14 protein-coding genes and 2 tRNA genes are annotated in these 18,828 nt (G+C 40.0%); 11 read left to right on the top strand and 5 right to left on the bottom strand.

Annotated elements, in window-relative coordinates:
- The first annotated feature begins 472 nt into the window (after positions 1-472).
- Genes L3Q70_RS09120 through L3Q70_RS09095 form a run of 6 tightly spaced genes read left to right on the top strand, consistent with a single transcriptional unit; the run spans position 473 to position 7,300 of the window.
- Positions 473-1,876, top strand: coding sequence for an undecaprenyl-phosphate glucose phosphotransferase (locus L3Q70_RS09120; RefSeq protein ID WP_062569210.1), 1,404 nt, complete (start codon positions 473-475; stop codon positions 1,874-1,876).
- Positions 1,860-3,074: an outer membrane beta-barrel protein gene (locus L3Q70_RS09115; protein ID WP_237114136.1), complete on the top strand. Its 1,215-nt coding sequence runs from the start codon at positions 1,860-1,862 to the stop codon at positions 3,072-3,074. Before L3Q70_RS09120 ends, L3Q70_RS09115 begins: the two co-directional genes overlap by 17 nt.
- Entirely contained in the window at positions 3,071-3,592 is a 522-nt protein-coding gene (locus L3Q70_RS09110) for a polysaccharide biosynthesis/export family protein (protein ID WP_062569208.1), read from the top strand. The genes L3Q70_RS09115 and L3Q70_RS09110 overlap by 4 nt, the downstream gene beginning before the upstream one ends.
- 23 nt (positions 3,593-3,615) lie before the next feature.
- Positions 3,616-5,823, top strand: coding sequence for a polysaccharide biosynthesis tyrosine autokinase (locus L3Q70_RS09105; RefSeq protein ID WP_062569207.1), 2,208 nt, complete (start codon positions 3,616-3,618; stop codon positions 5,821-5,823).
- A 12-nt stretch (positions 5,824-5,835) separates the two neighbouring features.
- Complete coding sequence (locus L3Q70_RS09100) at positions 5,836-6,564, top strand: CpsB/CapC family capsule biosynthesis tyrosine phosphatase (protein WP_062569206.1); 729 nt, start codon at positions 5,836-5,838, stop codon at positions 6,562-6,564.
- Positions 6,557-7,300 carry a VpsP family polysaccharide biosynthesis protein gene (locus tag L3Q70_RS09095; protein ID WP_237114135.1) on the top strand — a complete coding sequence of 248 codons (744 nt, stop codon included), beginning with the start codon at positions 6,557-6,559 and terminating at the stop codon, positions 7,298-7,300. The genes L3Q70_RS09100 and L3Q70_RS09095 overlap by 8 nt, the downstream gene beginning before the upstream one ends.
- A 34-nt stretch (positions 7,301-7,334) precedes the next feature.
- Here L3Q70_RS09095 and L3Q70_RS09090 read toward each other — a convergent pair whose 3' ends face one another.
- Both L3Q70_RS09090 and rsmF read right to left on the bottom strand, forming a co-directional pair.
- Complete coding sequence (locus tag L3Q70_RS09090; protein ID WP_193988883.1) at positions 7,335-8,150, bottom strand: polysaccharide deacetylase family protein; 816 nt, start codon at positions 8,148-8,150, stop codon at positions 7,335-7,337.
- A 312-nt stretch (positions 8,151-8,462) separates the two neighbouring features.
- Positions 8,463-9,902 (bottom strand): 16S rRNA (cytosine(1407)-C(5))-methyltransferase RsmF, encoded by a 1,440-nt coding sequence (gene rsmF, locus L3Q70_RS09085; RefSeq protein WP_237114134.1) that lies wholly within the window; start codon positions 9,900-9,902, stop codon positions 8,463-8,465.
- 281 nt (positions 9,903-10,183) lie between these two features.
- Between rsmF and L3Q70_RS09080 the strand changes: the two genes are divergently transcribed.
- The 5 genes from L3Q70_RS09080 (at position 10,184) to prpF (ending at position 16,878) form a co-directional block, all read left to right on the top strand.
- Positions 10,184-10,888 carry a GntR family transcriptional regulator gene (locus tag L3Q70_RS09080; RefSeq protein ID WP_054554723.1) on the top strand — a complete coding sequence of 235 codons (705 nt, stop codon included), beginning with the start codon at positions 10,184-10,186 and terminating at the stop codon, positions 10,886-10,888.
- A gap of 84 nt (positions 10,889-10,972) precedes the next feature.
- On the top strand, positions 10,973-11,848 hold the full coding sequence (prpB, locus tag L3Q70_RS09075) for a methylisocitrate lyase (protein WP_062569203.1): 876 nt from the start codon (positions 10,973-10,975) through the stop codon (positions 11,846-11,848).
- Between the two features lie 24 nt (positions 11,849-11,872).
- Positions 11,873-12,997, top strand: a complete 1,125-nt coding sequence (gene prpC / locus L3Q70_RS09070; RefSeq protein ID WP_062569202.1) for a 2-methylcitrate synthase — start codon at positions 11,873-11,875, stop codon at positions 12,995-12,997.
- A gap of 116 nt (positions 12,998-13,113) precedes the next feature.
- The gene (acnD, locus tag L3Q70_RS09065; protein ID WP_237114133.1) at positions 13,114-15,705 is read left to right on the top strand and encodes a Fe/S-dependent 2-methylisocitrate dehydratase AcnD; all 2,592 of its coding nucleotides are present in this window, start codon (positions 13,114-13,116) and stop codon (positions 15,703-15,705) included.
- Positions 15,706-15,708: 3 nt separating this feature from the next.
- Positions 15,709-16,878, top strand: a complete 1,170-nt coding sequence (prpF, locus tag L3Q70_RS09060; RefSeq protein ID WP_237114132.1) for a 2-methylaconitate cis-trans isomerase PrpF — start codon at positions 15,709-15,711, stop codon at positions 16,876-16,878.
- Positions 16,879-16,907: 29 nt separating this feature from the next.
- On the opposite strand, the gene L3Q70_RS09055 is transcribed toward prpF, so the two are convergent.
- The 3 genes from L3Q70_RS09055 to L3Q70_RS09045 form a co-directional block, all read right to left on the bottom strand.
- Positions 16,908-17,816, bottom strand: coding sequence for a transporter substrate-binding domain-containing protein (locus tag L3Q70_RS09055; RefSeq protein ID WP_237114131.1), 909 nt, complete (start codon positions 17,814-17,816; stop codon positions 16,908-16,910).
- Between the two features lie 724 nt (positions 17,817-18,540).
- Positions 18,541-18,617 (bottom strand) — tRNA-Val (locus L3Q70_RS09050).
- Positions 18,618-18,738: 121 nt separating this feature from the next.
- Positions 18,739-18,815, bottom strand: a tRNA-Val gene (locus tag L3Q70_RS09045).
- Positions 18,816-18,828: the final 13 nt, after the last annotated feature.

Genomic DNA, 18,828 nt, shown 5'->3' with positions numbered 1-18,828 from the left:
GATATGGTTTCGCTCATATTAAGTAATGCAATCTCACTACAGTCACATTAACTTAATATGAGTAATATTCATGTTTACTGCTTAAATATGTTTATTTTTTGTAAATGGTCTAGCTTCTTGCAATTTATTTTTTTTAAATTAACCCCAATTTTTCAATTTTATTTTGATTATAATTTGCACAGTCTTGTGTTTTTTTACCTTTTTGGGAAATCGATTATCAATAAACTGCTCCTATCCCTTTGTTTATTCAAATAATAAAGAAATATGAATCTGCCCTGAATAGTTTAATTTAATAATGTTGTGTTTATTTTTGTTTATCTTGCGTTCATTTTTATAAATGTTTCTTTTTTATACTTCAATTTAATGCAATTTTTGTTTGGCACTTTATACTTATTTTTTGGTTGATCTGTTCCTGTTGTCACTATATTATTGCAGCTGATTTTTTAGTTACTTGCCGTTCAAGGAAGATATAGTGAACAGAAGCAGAACATTTAAACCATCTAGTTCTTCAGATGCAAATTTTTATCGCTTATTTGACTTGTTAACACTTTTTATTGCATTTCAAATAGCAAATAGTATTTATACTATTCACTTTACCTCAGCTTATCTTGCAGCTGCATTATCTATCACAATTACCTATATGTATTGTGCAGAAATATTATCTACATACCGATCGTGGCGTGCAGGTAAATTCAGAAGCATGGTTTTATGCTCTTGGGTTTCTTTAGTCGTTGCGTTTTCAACGATGTTTTGTATTTCATTTGTTTTTAAATTCACAGAAGTATTGTCTCGTTTAGGGTTAACCATTTGGTTTTTTGTGAGCTTGCTGCTTTTATTTAGCTGGCGTTTGGCTGTTCATTTATACAAACGTAATCGACGTCGATTAGGCTTGAATCTTCGTAATGTTGCAATTGTTGGTGCAACTGAAGGGGCAGCGTATTTACATAAAGAAATTGAAAATAATAGCGAGTTAGGCTTCAAGTTTATGGGTTTCTTTGATGACCGTAAACCTGAACGTTTGTTTGAAAAAGCCGCCAATTATGACGTGGAAGGCAACATTCAAACCGCAATTGATCGGGCTCGGGATGGTGAAATAGACATATTATACATTGCATTACCACTAAAAGCTGAAAAGCGTATTGCTGATATTTTATTACAGCTTGGCAATACGACGGTTGATGTGCATGTTATTCCTGATTTTCTACTTTCTAACTTGATTCACGCTAGGATAGAACATGTTGGTAATTTAGATACATTAAGCGTGTTTGAATCACCTTTAATAGGTGCGCAGGAGTTTATTAAGCGTACTGAAGATATTATTGTTTCTTCATTAATTCTGTTATTAATTTCCCCTTTACTGTTAGTGATCGCTGCTGCAGTTAAGCTTACTTCCCCTGGAAATATAATCTTCAAACAAGATCGATATGGTTTAGATGGTCGAAAAATTAAAGTGTGGAAGTTTAGGTCTATGACAGTCACCGAAAATAGTGACGTAGTTACACAAGCGACAAAAAATGATGCGCGTATTACTAAGCTTGGTGGCTTCTTGAGAAGAACTAGCCTTGATGAGTTACCTCAATTCATCAATGTATTAAGAGGTGAAATGTCAATAGTCGGCCCAAGACCTCATGCTGTAGCTCATAACGAAGAATACAGATCTAAGGTCGATTTCTACATGATTAGACACAAAGCAAAACCTGGTATCACCGGTTGGGCTCAAATTAATGGCTGGCGCGGTGAAACAGATACACTTGATAAGATGGCTAAACGAGTTGAATACGACTTACATTACATTAAGCACTGGTCCTTGTGGCTTGATGTGAAAATAATTTTTATGACAATTTTTAAGGGATTTAAAAGTGAAAATGCGTACTAATACAATTTTATTTTTACCTATTGCACTGGGTTTATCTGCACCTGCGATCGCAGTTGAATTAAAGCCAGGCAGTTTTATGACTGAGGATGGAGCAGAGCTCACGCCTACGCTCCAATTAGGTGTTAGTAGCAACGACAACTTTTTTATGACACCATCAGATACCCAGTCTCGTCTAATATGGGAAATAGCACCTAGTTTAAATGCATTGATTGAAGACGGTCCAGACAATTATGAATTTGATATTGCTACACGTTCTGCACTTCATAATAAAGATTCTACTGATAACTTTACGCAAATAAATCTAGGCGCTGGTTTGCATAAAGAATTTACCAGTAAACACCGTGTAGATATTAAAGGTGATGCTGATTGGCTGTCAGAAGCACGTGGTGCAGGTTTGACAGAAGGTCAGGGTAATACTATTGATGACTTAATTACATACCAACAACAGAATTTCTCTGCTAGGTATGAATATGGTGCCCTAAGCTCTAAGGCGCAGGTCGCTTTTATGGCTGGCTACTATAATAAAAATTATCAAAATTTTTCTGAGATATCTCGTTTCCGTGATTACGACAAACCTATGCTAGGTATTACTGGTTATTATAATACACATGCCGGTAGCCGTGCCTTTGTAGAGATAAAGCAGGAAAACTATCGCTACGATGTTATTGATTCTAATGGTATTTCTCGTGATTCAGATGATGTTAAAGTATTGTTGGGTATGGAATGGGAAGCGACAGCCATTACAACGGGATCGTTTAAAGTCGGTTATCAGAATAAAGATTTCGAGTCGAATCTTCGGGATAATTTCAGCGGTTTAAGCTGGGAAGCTGCGGTTGTTTGGAAACCACTTTCTTATACGTCATTACAATTGGTAACTAGCCGTGCAGCAAAGGATCCTTTGGTTCAAGGCGATTTTATTCGTGAGAGTGTATATGGTGCTACATGGCAACATGATTGGAGTGAATCTTTAAGCTCAGTAGTCAGCGCAAATTATGTGGATCAAGAGTACGTGGGCAATTTTAATCGCAAAGATAAAGTTAAAAACGCACGTCTTGGGTTGAACTATCTAGCAAACAACTTTGGTATGGTATCGGGTTATGTTGATTTCATAGACCGTAACTCAAACCAAGCTAACATCGAATTTGATCGTGTAATCGTGGGCCTTAATTTTACTTTTGCGTTAAAGGGTAATGAATGAAGGTCAAAATTTTAATAGCTTTAACCTTGCTCCTAAGTGTTTATAGTTTTGCTGATGATTCAAAAAACTATATCTTAGGGGCTGGTGATAAAATAGAAATTAAAGTATTTGGCCAGCCAGATTTAGATGTAACCTCACTGCTAGGTAATAGCGGTGAGATTAATTACCCTTTTTTAGGTAAGGTCAAGCTTGTCGGATTAAATATTTCGCAAGTTGAGCAAACGATTAGCGAGGGTTTACAGCCTGATTATTTGGTTAACCCTAACGTATATGCTCAAGTCGTGGAATACCGTCCTTTTTATATCCACGGTGAAGTTAAGGAGCCTGGTGCGTATCCGTATCAACCTGCAATGACAGTAAACCAAGCAATTGCATTAGCTGGCGGATTAACTGAGCGAGCCTCTGTTGACAAAATTTTTATTTTTAAAGAGAAAACCAAAGCGCAGCAACAAAAAGGTAACTTAAATAGCCAAATTGCTGCTGGTGACACTATAAAAATAGAACAGCGCTTGTTTTAGGCAGTTAAAGGCAGTAATTAAAAATGAATTCACTATCAGAAAAGCCTAATAGCAATGAAGAACTCATTGATTTAGGCGCTTACCTTAATGTTATCAAACAGAATAAATGGAAAATCTTAGGTTTTTCGGTTGTTGTAACTTTATTTACCATGATGGTTACTCTAACCTTGGTACCTAAGTATATAGCTTCTGCAACCTTACTGATTGAGTCAGAACAAACAAAAGCTGTTAGCTTTGATGAAGTTTATGGCTTAGATTCAACGAAAAAAGAATATTATCAAACTCAGTTTGAAGTAATAAAGTCGGATAGTATAGCCCGAGAGGTCATCACAAAGCTAAATTTGGCAGAGCATCCGGACTTTATTAATAAACCTTCATTCAGTGATGAGTTAAAAAGTATGGCGAAGCAACTTTTGCCATTTCTTAACAAGTCTGAACGTTCAGTGCTCACCGAGCAGGAGATTGCTGAGTTAAAAATGCTGGATTTACTTGCTACGTTTAGAGCTAACCTGAGCGTATCACCTATTCGCAAGACCCAACTTGTAAAAGTTAGTTTTGAATCGAGCGATCCTAAACTTGCTGCCTTAGTCGCTAATACCGTAGGTGAGGTTTATATTGAAAGCCAAATGCGCGCTAAAATGGGCATCACCCAACAGGCTTCAAGTTGGTTGAATACCCGCTTATCAGAGCTACGAGTTCAACTTGACAGCTCTGAAGTTCGCTTACAAAACTACCGAGAAGAGCAAAAACTTGTCGACATTGAAGGTATTGCGGGGCTTATAACTCAAGAGTTAGAGCAAACGTCTAAGCAGCTTGTTGACGCTCGCGCTACAAAAAACAATTTGGAAAGTATAAACCGTGTTATCAATGAATATGGCAATGATAACATTGAGTTACTGGGAAGTATGCCTGAAATTACTTCGCACCGTGTAGTACAAGATGTTAAACGTGAAGTGGTGTTAGCTGAGCGAAAGGTGAGCGAATTAGCTGAGGTATATGGCCCTAAACATCCTAAAATGATTTCAGCTAAAGCTGAGTTAGCGACAGTAAAAACGAACCTTAATAAGCAAATTAAAGGTTTGATTACTGGTATTGAGAAAGAGTTGAATAGGATTGCGCGTACTGTCAGTGCTCTTGAAGGAGATTTAGCAAAAATCCGTGCTGAGTATCAAGATGTAACGCGTAAAGAGACGCAATATAACCAGTTAAAGCGTGAAGTTGAAACAAACCGTAATATTTTTAATACCTTTTTATCTCGCTCTAAAGAGACTGAAGTAACCAGCGACTTTAGTTCAGCAGCAGCTCGTTTTACAGACCGTGCATATGCACCAAGAAATCCAAGTAAACCAAATAAAAAGTTAATTATTATTTTAGCCTTTGTTGCAAGCTTAGGTTTTGCAATGGTGATGACATTCGTTTTTGACGCGCTAAACGATACTGTTAAAAATAAAAATGATGTTGAAAATAAACTAGCGCAGCGAATGTTAGGTTTGCTACCTCATGTTGCAATTCCTAAAAAGAGTTTCTTTCCGATCCATGCTTACTTAGATGATACGTATCGTCGCTTTGCTGAATCGGTACGAACTTTCCGTACTAGTCTATTATTAACTCATCTTGACCGCGCACATCAGGTTATTGCTGTTACATCGACTTCGCCAGGAGAAGGTAAAACCACTACTTCTGCTAATTTAGCCATGTCGTTAGCGCAAATGGGGAAGGTGTTGTTAATTGATGCTGATTTACGTAAGCCAACTCTAGCAAAACGATTTGATATACCAGTGTTTCACCCTGGTTTGAGTAATTTAATTATTGGCACAGATCAATTAACTGATTGTGTACATGAGGATTCGCAATCTGGTGTAACTATAATGCCCAGTGGTCAGATACCCTCTAACCCACTTGAGCTCCTCTCGAGCAGCCGCTTTTCTGATTTGCTTAGTGAATTAAAAGGTAAGTATGATCATATTATTGTTGATACGCCACCGACTCAAGCGGTTAGTGATGCACTAGTAATAGCACAAAGTGTTGACTCGGTTGTATATGTTGTTAAATCAGATATAACACGTATTAAACCTATCACCGCAGGGCTTGAGCGTCTATTTGAAGTAAAAGCTCATGTTGCGGGTGTTTTACTAAACCAAGTGGATATGAGTAAGTCTAAAGATGAACACAGTCAAGGGTATTATGATTATTACGATTACTCACAGCAACCTGAAAAACCTCAAGCGTAACTAAGTTAGTTTATGTTTGATATTCATAGTCATATTTTGCCAAGTATTGATGACGGCGCTAAAGATCTAGATGAATCTTTAGCGCTTCTTAAAATGGCTGAAGATGATGGTATAACCCATATGGTTGCTACACCACATATACATATAGGTAGATTTAATAACCGAAGCTCTCATATTTACGAGAGCTTGGTTAACTTGCGTCTACATGCAAAAAATGCTGGTATTGGTGTAAAGTTAGCTGCCGCAGCAGAAGTGCGTCTCGATGTAGAACTTATGGCATTGGTTATGTCTAATCAGTTACCTTTTATTGGGGAAATAGCTAATAAAAATGTACTGTTATTAGAGTTACCACATTCGCATATGCCACAAGGTTACGATAAATTTATCCAATGGCTTGATAAACAAAATATTCGGGTAATTATTCCGCATCCGGAGCGTAACCGAGATATTCAGTCTAATCTATATTATATTCAGCACTTAAAACAATTAGGCTGTGATTTTCAGTTAACAGCATCAAGTATCCAAGGTGAGTGGGGGGAAAACGCAAAAGCCATATCATTGCAAATGCTTAACGATGGCCTAGTTAGTTATATTGCCTCTGATACTCATTCCGTTAAACGTCGTCCTCCCGTTCTTAGCCAGGCTAAAAAAACTGTCTCGCAATTAATCGGTGTAGAACAAGCTAACTCAATCTTCATTACTAATCCGCAACGATTAACAGAATGCTTATTTAATGACTAAATTTAACATAGGTAAAACTGTAACTAGCTCTATTTTAGCCGTCTTAGTGCTTTTTATTACTTATTCAAGCCTACAAAGTATGCGTGCGAATGCGTGGTATTTTAATGCGCTAAATATTGTGCAGGCCACTGCTCTTGATTCTTCTAACACATCGTTGCTCAGCGCAGAAAATGCAATGACGCTGGCAACTGATTTGGACCCTGAACATCCGCATTACTGGCATTTTTTGGCTCATATTAAAATGTTAGGTTTATCAAAAATGAATATATCATCGAATGAGCAAATTAAGCAGGTTGAAGATACATACCAACAAGTTGAACAAGCACTATTAAAATCGGTTGAGCTAAGGAGCACTTGGGCGCAAACTTGGGTTGCCTTAGCTCAGGTTGTCAGCTTTCAAGAAGGGCCTTCTGAGCGAGTATATGGCTATCTCCAAGAAGCGAAAAAAATGGGGCCTTATGAATTTAATACTCATCTAGGTATTATTCAAATCGCTTTAATGCACTGGACTAATCTACCGCCTACCTATAAAGCACTATATGTAAATGAGCTTAAGCTAGCTTCTAAACATGGTTATAAATTTAATAGTATTTTAAATATGTCAGAGCGAATGGAGCGCTTAGGTATAGTGTGTTTATCACTTCAATTTGGCAATGAATTTAGCCGTGTTAGACAAACACCGGCTTATAAACGCAGCTGCAAAAATTTTAATACTAATACGATGTTAAAGAACTAAAAAGCTACTCACTTTGTTTTAAAGCACGTTAGATTCACTGTAGGTCTTTTCTATGTTGCTTGATATAGCTAGACACTTCACTAACAGTTGCTAACCAGTAGCCAGTTTCTGGTTTTTGTAAGTAATTAATCAGCTCTTCTAATGCGTTTATATCGGTAGAGTATTGGCCACGTTCGCCTATTTCATGCCCAGCCAGAATGATCCAGCTATTATTCGTTCGATGTTGTTCTATCATGGCCTTAATCTCTGCAAATGTGAGTCCATCGATCCGTAGACTTGTTAACTGTGAAAAGTCAGTAAAGTTGGGGTTGTTTGCTGTTTCATCTAACCAAGTTCGGCCTGTGTCAAAATGTTTGGCTATTAATGGAACATAACTTTTAGTGTTAGCCCCTCGGCCTACAAAAGTATTGCCACAAGGGTATGCAAATGCCTTTGCATCAACACCTAACGTGCGCTTTATATACTGTTGGCTGTCTATGATATCTTTTTCAATATCCTTAAGTGAAGCTTGTTCTAAGGATAAACCTTGTTGACGCAACCATTCAAAATTCCCAGTACATAAATGCTTATTAGTGTGGTTGGCTATTTCGTGACCGTCTTTTACAACTTTTTGCCACTTACTTACTCGTTCCTCAACATTAAAGGGGGAAACATAAAAGGTGGCTTTAACTTTGTATTTATTTAATAACGACAACCCATTATCGACTTGACTATGTCTTGCATCGTCAAAGGTAATACTTATTGCGTTACTGGCGTTATCTGGGTAGGAAAAGCCTTGGTATGAGGTATTCTGAGCGCTTGTGTTTAAACTAATAAATGCCGTAATTAAAAAGCGTGATGATTTTAACATGTTCAATCCCTTTTCATCTATTTTCTGTAATAGAATCAAAAAGCAATGAATAGTGCAATGCGACTTTTGCATAAAAAACGCCCAGAACGAATCCGCATTGTTCTGGGCTTAGGGGGTGGCTCTTGCGAGCCTGCGCTAACTATAAAAAAACACCTTCTAAATTCAGTAGGGAGAAGTAGAAAGTACTTTTAAGTGTAGTTAAATAGTGGGAAATTGCACGATAAATGTACAATTTTTATATTGGTTTTAAATCAACTTGTTACACCATTTTACCTATTAAAGGTATGTGTTTGTTCAGGGTTTATACGCAACTTATACCCAAGTTATTAACTGGGAATTTTGTACTAAATCACGTGGTAGTGAGTTCTTGATTTTATTCTTTTGCCACTTACCGAGGCCTACCGGACAGCCACATAACATTAACACTACTTCACCATTATCTTGAGTTGGTTTTTCGAGCCGAATATCTTTACCGTTAAAGTAATCGTTTGCTTGGCAAGCAGACATCTCAAAGGTATTTTTTTCGCAATCTTGACCAAAGACGGTGGCGAATTCATGTGCTAAGCGAACTCCGCCTTTATGGATCACACCAAGTTGAATGCCTAAACGTGAGTATTTAATTTTATCTTGCAGTTCATCAAAGCCATCAGGAAACAACCAAAGCTCTTTATCACGCTGCATTAAGGTGCCTTTGAGTGATTTTAGACCGAACTGTTTTTTAATTGTTTGCATAAACGCTTGGCTTTGCTTTTTATCAAACTCAGCAAACGGAAATGCGCCTTTTTTAACTTTTTGATGTGGGTTGTCAATTGAGGCTATTTTTTTAAATTTAGCGATGAAGAAACCTTCACTGTCGTAAGTTTGTGGCCAAACATGCAAATAACCTTCGCTGGTTGTCGCTTTATCAGCGCCATCAAACAGGTTATCGAGCGATTGAACTTCGACGCAAGCAGGGAACTCTGCTAATAGATACTCGCACACTTGTTGGTTTTCAAGTGGTGTTAAAGTACAGGTCGAATAAACTAATGTGCCGCCAGGTTTTAGGGCATAAAAGGCACTTTTGATAAGGGCTTTTTGTACAGCAGCAATATCTATATTAGACTCAATTGACCAATTCTTTAGGGCGTCTGCATCTTTACGAACCGTGCCTTCACCTGAACACGGGGCGTCTAGCAAAATACTGTCGAAGCACTCATACATGTAATCCCCAAAGATCACACCGTCAAAATGTGATAATGCACAATTACCTACACCCATACGCTTGAGTGTTGCTGCCAAGACTTTTAAGCGAGATGATGACAACTCATTGGCAACTAACACGCCAGTATTATCCATCATGGCGGCGATTTGTGATGTTTTTGAACCCGGTGCCGATGCCATATCAAGTACCGCATCGCTTTGCTTAACTTCGGCTCGAAGAGCAACCGGCGGTAGCATTGAACTGGCTTCTTGCACATACATAGCACCACTTAAGTGTAAATCGGTATTACCGATTGCAAGGGCTTCTTCTTCCTCACTTGGACGTGTTAACCAGAACCCTTCCTTGCACCATGGGATTGCTGTTAACTCCCATCCTTTGTTGGCGCATTGACGCTGAAATTCTGAGACTGACATTTTTAATGTATTTACGCGAACAGATCGTCTAAGTGGGCGGCGACAGGCTGCAATAAAGTCGTCTAATGATAAATGTTCAGGAAGGTAGCTTTTTACATCATCAATAAATGAGTCTGGAATATATGTATTAGCGTCCACTAAATGGCTCTCACGTCACGTAATAATAGGCTGATCATACCATTTATAGCGCTGTCAGGGGATATTTTTAGCTTTTTCAGAGTGAGATTAAAGTGTCGACATATTACCGATATAAATGTCTTTTATAGTCATTATTTTTGATAAATATCATTTTATGTCGACATTTTGCTGGTTTTTTAGTCTATTTTTCCGATCTCAAGGTTGACACATTCAATCATAGGGCGCATAGTGAACTTACAAATTGTCGACAATCTTAATTTAGTACTTAAATAGACCTATTTATGACAGAGCAAAAAGCCAACGATAACTACAACGATATCACGATAACAACGGCATCAGACCAAGTGTTTGTCGACATGCGTCGTGAAATTGTACAAGGCACCATTGAGCAGGGCAGCAAAATTTCTGAGCCAGAACTTGCTAAACGCTATGGTGTAAGCCGTGCCACCTTACGTGAGGCGCTAAATCGTTTAGAGAGCTGTTATTTGGTAGAGCGTAAAGCGAATGTCGGTTGTCGTGTTGTAGCACTGACCGCTGAGCGTTTAATCGAAGTTTATCAGGTACGTAGTGCCTTAGAGGGACTTGCTTGTCGGTTAGCTGCTGACAATATGGAACCTGAAGAAGTGCAAGGTTTAAAACAGTTATTGAATCAGCACTTACAAACACAGCGTGTAAAAGAAGGTGAATCATACTACCAAGAAGCGGGCGACCTTGATTTTCATTATCGCATTATTAAAGGGTCTAAAAACGCGCATCTAATTCATCTTTTATGTAATGAGTTGTACCAGTTAATTCGTATGTACCGTGTACAAATGGGGATGGTTGGGCCGCGTGTATCAAAAGCATTTGACGAACACTTGGCAATTATCAATGCCATTGAAAACCATGATGGTGAATTGGCCGAAATGCTTATGAAACGCCATATTAGTGCGTCTCAGGCAAATATTCAGACTAAGTTTGACTTACTCGCAGCAAAAAATCAGTAGCGCCTTAGTTAAACAGTCACAATTTAGCTTTAAAAATTAGAGTCAGCCAAAGAGCTGAAACCGTTCAAAGATAGGAGTTATCCAATGTCAGCAGGATTAAAGTTCAAACAGGCAATCGCCAACAATAAGCCACTGCAAGTGGTTGGCACCGTCAATGCGTACTGCGCAATGATGGCAGAAAAAACAGGTCACCAAGCACTTTACCTCTCAGGTGCGGGTGTTGCTAACGCATCATACGGTATGCCAGATTTAGGTATGACAAGCTTAGATAACGTACTTGAAGATATTCGTCGAATTACCAGCGCTACCGACTTACCGCTTCTTGTTGATGCTGACACAGGTTGGGGCGGTGCATTTAATATTGCTCGTACTGTTAAAGAAATGACTAAAGCGGGCGCTGCGGGCTTCCATATTGAAGACCAAGTTGCACAAAAACGTTGTGGTCACCGTCCTAATAAAGAAATCGTGTCTAAAGATGAAATGGTTGACCGTATTAAAGCCGCAGTTGATGCGAAAACAGATAGCGATTTTTACATTATGGCGCGTACTGATGCATTCCAAAAAGAAGGCTTAAATGCAGCCATTGACCGCGCTGCCGCATGTGTTGAAGCAGGTGCCGACGCTATCTTTGCAGAAGCTGTGCATGATTTAGCAGATTATCAAGCATTTGCTAAAGCGTTAAATGTGCCAATTCTTGCGAACATCACTGAGTTTGGCCAGACACCGCTATATACAGCTGAGCAATTAAGCGAAGTGGGTGTTGAAATTGTACTTTACCCACTTAGTGCATTTAGAGCGATGAACAAAGCAGCACTTAATGTGTATTCGTCTATTCTTAGCGAGGGCTCGCAACAAAGCCAATTAGACAACATGCAAACACGTGCTGAACTCTATGAGTTTTTAGACTATCACTCATATGAAAACACACTCGATAACCTTTTCTCAGCTAAAAAATCATAACGACAACATATAAGGAGAACACTCATGGTAGATAAAGCATTAGGCGGCGCAGGTTTACGTGGTCAAGTAGCAGGTGAAACAGCACTGTGTACAGTAGGTAAATCAGGTTCAGGTTTAACTTATTGTGGTTATGATATTAGTGAATTAGCAGATAAAGCGCAGTTTGAAGAAGTGTCTTTTTTACTGTCACGTGGTGAATTACCCACAGAGTCTGAGCTTACTGAATATAAAGCAAAGCTAAAATCACTACGTGGTTTACCAGATGCACTAAAAACAGTGCTTGAGAACATTCCCAAAGACGCGCACCCAATGGATGTAATGCGTACCGGTTGTTCTATGCTAGGTAATCTTGAAATGGAGCAAGATTTCTCAGAGGCGAATGATGCGATTGACCGCCTAGTTGCCGTATTCCCAAGTATTATTTGTTATTGGTATCGTTTTAGCCATGACGGCGTTCGCATCGACACTGAAACAGATGATGATTCGGTAGGCGCACATTTCTTAAATTTATTACACGATAAAGCACCATCAGCATTATTTGAGCAAGTAATGAATGTGTCTTTAATTCTCTATGCAGAGCATGAGTTTAATGCATCAACATTCACTGCGCGTGTATGTGCGTCAACATTGTCTGATATTCACTCTTGTGTAACGGGTGCGATTGGTAGTTTACGTGGTCCATTACATGGTGGTGCTAACGAAGCGGCAATGGATATGATTGAAGGCTTCACAAGTGCAGACCAAGCTGAAGAGGCGCTAATGGGTATGCTTGAACGTAAAGACAAGATTATGGGCTTTGGTCACGCTATTTACCGTGAATCAGATCCACGTAACGTGATCATCAAAAAATGGTCAGAAAAACTGGCTGATGAAGTGGGTGACGATGTTCTATATCCTGTATCTGTTCGCTGTGAAGAGGTCATGTGGCGTGAAAAGAAATTATTCTGTAATGCTGATTTCTTCCATGCATCTGCGTATCACTTCATGGGTATCCCAACTAAGTTATTCACGCCAATTTTCGTGATGAGCCGTGTTACAGGTTGGACAGCACACGTGAAAGAGCAACGTGCCAATAACCGTATTATACGCCCAAGTGCAGATTATACGGGCCCAGAAGCGCGTAGCTATACGCCAATTTCTGAGCGTTAATCGTTAATTAAATAGTGATAGGGGTGGCTTAGCTGCCCCTTTATGAAGGGGCGAAATAAATACAAAAACAATCAGCCCACCTTTGTTCACCGTCACCAAGTACAAGTAGAATCATCATGAATACAAATTTTAGAAAACCATTAGCAGGCACCGGAGTCGATTACTTTGATACGCGCGCTGCTGTTGATGCAATTAAACCGGGCAGCTATGCTACACTTCCTTACACATCACGTGTCCTTGCTGAAAACTTAGTTCGTCGCTGTGAACCTGAAATGCTCAATGATGCACTGTCGCAATTGATTGACCGCAAGCGTGATTTAGATTTCCCTTGGTTTCCTGCGCGCGTTGTATGTCACGATATCTTAGGTCAAACAGCGTTAGTTGATTTAGCAGGCCTTCGAGATGCCATTGCTGCAAAAGGCGGCGATCCTGCAAAAGTAAACCCTGTGGTACCAACACAGTTAATTGTTGACCATTCATTAGCGGTTGAACACGCAGGTTTTGAACCAGACGCATTTGAAAAAAACCGTGCGATTGAAGACCGTCGTAACGATGACCGTTTTCACTTTATCAATTGGACGAAAACAGCATTTAAAAATATTGATGTGATCCCGCCGGGTAATGGCATTATGCATCAAATCAATTTAGAGAAAATGTCGCCAGTGATCCAAAAACGTGATGGCGTGGCATTCCCAGATACATTAGTGGGTACAGATAGCCACACACCTATGGTCGATGCGTTAGGTGTTATTGCTGTCGGTGTGGGTGGCCTTGAAGCTGAAAGCGTGATGCTGGGGCGTGCTTCTTACATGCGTTTACCTGATATTGTCGGTGTTGAGCTGACTGGTAAACCACAGCCGGGTATTACTGCAACGGATATCGTATTAGCGATCACCGAATTTTTACGCAATGAAAAAGTCGTTTCGACCTACCTTGAATTTTATGGTGAAGGTGCCGATGCACTGACTCTCGGTGACAGAGCAACTATTTCTAATATGACGCCAGAGTTTGGCGCAACAGCTGCGATGTTCTACATCGATGACAACACACTTGATTACTTACGTTTGACTGGCCGTGAAGAAGAGCAAGTTAAACTAGTCGAAACTTACGCAAAAGAAACTGGTCTTTGGAGTGATAGCCTTAAAACGGCCGAGTATGAGCGTGTATTAACCTTTGATTTGTCATCTGTAGGTCGAAATATTGCGGGTCCATCTAATCCACATCGCCGTGTTGCAACCAGCGAACTTGATAAAGCGGGTATCACTGGCGTCTTAGAAAATGAAGAAGGCTTAATGCCAGATGGCGCGTGTATTATCGCAGCAATTACAAGTTGTACTAATACCAGTAACCCACGCAATGTCATTGCCGCAGGTTTACTTGCGCGTAATGCTAACGCTAAAGGGTTAACCCGTAAGCCATGGGTTAAAACATCACTGGCACCGGGTTCTAAAGCGGTGAAATCTTACCTAGAAGAAGCTAACTTATTACCTGAGCTTGAGCAACTTGGCTTTGGTATTGTGGGGTTTGCATGTACGACCTGTAATGGCATGAGTGGTGCGCTTGATCCTAAAATTCAGCAAGAAGTGATTGATCGTGATTTATACGCAACTGCTGTACTTTCGGGTAACCGTAATTTCGATGGCCGTATTCACCCATATGCCAAACAAGCATTTTTAGCATCACCGCCACTGGTTGTTGCTTATGCTATTGCGGGTACGATTCGTTTTGATATCGAAAAAGATGTATTAGGGCATGATCAACAAGGCAACGAAATTCGCCTAATGGATTTATGGCCAACAGATGAAGAAATTGATGCAGTGATCAAACAAAGTGTTAAACCTGAGCAGTTTAAAAAGGTTTACGAGCCAATGTTTGATTTAAGTGTAGATTACGGTGAAGACAACGATCCGCTTTACCAATGGCGCCCACAAAGTACTTATATTCGCCGCCCACCTTATTGGGAAGGGGCATTAGCGGGTGAACGTTCTTTATGTGATATGCGTGCACTAGCCGTACTAGGCGACAATATCACCACTGATCATTTGTCGCCTTCAAACGCGATTTTAGCGTCAAGTGCTGCTGGTGAATACCTAGCTAAAATGGGTCTCCCTGAAGAAGATTTTAACTCATATGCTACTCACCGAGGTGACCATTTAACAGCGCAGCGTGCAACATTCGCAAACCCTAAATTATTGAATGAAATGGTTAAAGAAAATGGTGAAGTGAAGCAAGGTTCATATGCTCGCATTGAACCTGAAGGCAAAGTAACACGTATGTGGGAAGCCATTGAAACCTACATGCAGCGTAAACAACCACTTATCATTGTGGCTGGTGCTGATTATGGCCAAGGCTCATCACGTGACTGGGCTGCAAAAGGTGTACGCCTTGCAGGTGTTCAAGTGATTGCAGCCGAAGGCTTTGAGCGTATTCACCGCACTAACTTAATTGGTATGGGCGTATTACCACTTGAATTTAAAGCTGGCACGACACGAATGACTTTAGGCATTGATGGTAGTGAGAGCTTTAGTGTCAAAGGTGAGCCAACACCTGGTGCAACACTGACATTGGTGATTAGCCGTGCCAATGGTGAAACCGTTGAAGTACCAATGACATGTCGTTTAGATACCGCTGAAGAAGTGTCAATTTATTCAGCTGGTGGTGTGCTACAACGTTTCGCGCAAGATTTCTTAGAATCTGAGGAGCACTAAACTATGGCGTTTAAACCACAAATGAAGGTGCCAGCAACCTATATGCGTGGCGGCACCAGTAAAGGGGTGTTCTTTAACTTAATTGATTTACCTGAGCCTGCCCAAGTGGCAGGCGAGGCCCGCGATAACCTATTATTACGTGTGATTGGTAGCCCCGATCCTTACCAAAAACAAACTGATGGTATGGGCGGTGCAACCTCAAGTACGAGTAAAACGGTGATTTTATCGAAAAGCGCTAAACCAGATCACGATGTTGATTATTTATTTGGTCAAGTGGCCATCGATAAAGCGTATGTTGATTGGAGTGGTAACTGCGGCAATCTAACCTCAGCAGTTGGGGCTTTTGCGATATCGAATGGTCTTGTTGATGCGAGTAAAATTCCTGATAACGGCGTTGTTGAAGTTAAAGTATGGCAAGTCAATATTAGTAAAACCATCATAGTGCATGTGCCAATTACTAACGGTGAAGTGCAAGAAACCGGTGATTTTGAGCTTGATGGCGTGACCTTTCCAGCCGCTGAAGTGAAACTTGAATTTATGGATCCGGCAGATGGTGAAGGTGCATTATTCCCAACAGGTAATTTAGTGGATGAACTTGAAGTTCCGGGGATTGGTATGCTGTCTGCGACGATGATCAATGCGGGTATTCCAACGGTTTTCATAAACGCCAGTGAAGTTGGCTATGATGGTACAGAGCTTCAAGAAGCGATTAACGGTGATGCATCTGCACTTGAAAAATTAGAAACAATTCGTGCCTATGGGGCGTTAAAAATGGGGTTAATTTCTCATCTTGATGAAGCAAAAGCACGTCAACATACGCCAAAAGTAGCCTGGGTAGCTCCAGCAACAACCTACCATGCATCAAGCGGCAAAGTTGTAAACGATACTGATATTGATTTAGTGGTACGTGCTATGTCAATGGGTAAATTGCATCACGCCATGATGGGCACAGCAGCGGTTGCAATAGGCACCGCTGCAGCTATACCCGGTACGCTTGTAAATCTCGCCGCAGGCGGGGGAGAGCGTCAGGAAGTTAACTTTGGTCATCCTTCTGGCACATTAAAAGTGGGCGCTGCTGCAACACTTGTTGATGGTAAATGGCAAGTCACAAAAGCAAGTATGAGCCGAAGTGCGCGCGTGTTAATGGAAGGCTGGGTTAGAGTACCCGAGTAATACCCTGTGTAATCTAAATGAAGCGGCGGTTACGCCGCTTTATCGAATTTGTAGCATTGTTTTTTCATATCTTCAATAAACTCATCAAACTTACCGCTTTTTTGCATGGTGTCTATTTCGTCATTGAGATCTTTTAAGGTATTTTTCCAGTTTGGGCTTGTTTTGCTGACAGAATAATAAAGTGGTTTGTGTTCTAGAGTTGGTTCTACAGCAACTAGAGATTCTATAATTCTTTGCTTATCGCTGTTAGATAGCTGAGATTTATAGACACTTGCTTTTAAAACCTCTAGGTCTGCAACAATAAGGCTGACACGATTGCTCAGCAATAAATGAATAAGTTGGTATTCATTATTAGCGACGATGGTATCAAGTTCTTTGCTTTCGATCATGCTATCAAGTTTCTTGGTGTTTTTGTAAGCACGGACTACACCTATAACATGCTCCTTGATTGCTTCAAGGTCACCATTGAATGTAATCGAGTTACCTTTTAAAGTAACAAAAGATAAGTCGCCACCTGGTATTGGTTGACTTAAAGCTAATAGATTATTGCGAGTTTGGTTGAGAAAGTTGTCAGATATTACATCGTCCTCAACGAAATACTCGGGGAATAAGATATCGGCTTTTCCTAATTCCGCTTCTCTAACTGCGCGAGCCCATGGATAAAAGCCAATATAGACGCCATAGCCTTTTTTTAGTAGAGATTGGACCGTAAATTGGTAAAGCCAGCCTTTGTTACATAGGTTTTCATCAATATAAGGAGGCCAATCAAGAGTTACTAATCGAAGCGTTTTTTTAGCACCCAAGTTATAACCATAACCATCTTTATAGCGTACAGCATTTTGAGTAACTTCTTTGCCATCGAGTTGGTAAGTAACAGGAGTAAGTCCAGCGAATGCTTGATACGAAAAGATAAATATAATTACAGCAAATACTTTCATAGTTTTTTAAGCTTCTTTTTTAAGTTAAGCTTAGCCCTTTTTGATTAGTCTTCAACACTGTATTTGTAATAAAATTTAACGAAGCCCGAGCTACGTTAGATCACCCGTACTGGTTAGAGGCATTACATTCGAATTATTTGTCTTAGATATTTCCATATAGTAATTTGAAACGGTTATCCGATTTTTCGATGACGCGTCATGAGAACGACCTTATGATGTTAATTTTATTTCGGGGACGACCCTATACTAAAGAGTAATTGGTATGGGTTAAAGTTGCCAGCGAGTATAAGCTCAATTAGGTGTTTTTAAATATCAAAAAGTACTGTAAATTCAATGCTCTTAGTTATTTATTTTTAGATGAAAACGCTGAAATAGAGGATTGGTACGACCGAGTGGATTCGACCCACCGACTTTGGCACGGGTCATAGAGAGCGGTAGTGCTCTAACCAACTGAGTTAATTATTTTTTTAGATGAAACCGCTGAAATAGAGAATTGGTACGACCGAGTGGATTCGAACCACCGACTTTGGCACGGGTCATACAGAGTGGTACCGCTCTAACCAACTGAGCTAATTATTTATTTTTAGATGAAACCGCTGAAATAGAGAATTGGTACGACCGAGTGGATTCGAACCACCGACTTTGGCACGGGTCATAGAGAGTGGTAGCGCTCTAACCAACTGAGTTAATTATTTTTTTAGATGAAACCGCTGAAATAGAGAATTGGTACGACCGAGTGGATTCGAACCACCGACCTCTACCATGTCAAGGTAGCGCTCTAACCAACTGAGCTACGGTCGTACAGGCATTTAATTCTGAAGAGATTAAATGTTTTGGTACAACCGAGTGGATTCGAACCACCGACCTTTGGACTGGGCCGTTAAGAGTGGTAGTGCTTTTTCCTTTGGTTATACCTATATCATGGTACAACCGAGTGGATTCGAACCACCGACCCCTACCATGTCAAGGTAGTGCTCTAACCAACTGAGCTACGGTTGTATTTTGATATAAA

Origin of the sequence: Pseudoalteromonas sp. CF6-2 (assembly GCF_021729425.1) — a bacterium.
Taxonomy (GTDB): Bacteria; Pseudomonadota; Gammaproteobacteria; order Enterobacterales; family Alteromonadaceae; genus Pseudoalteromonas; species Pseudoalteromonas arabiensis.
This window is presented reverse-complemented; position numbering and strand designations above follow the sequence as displayed.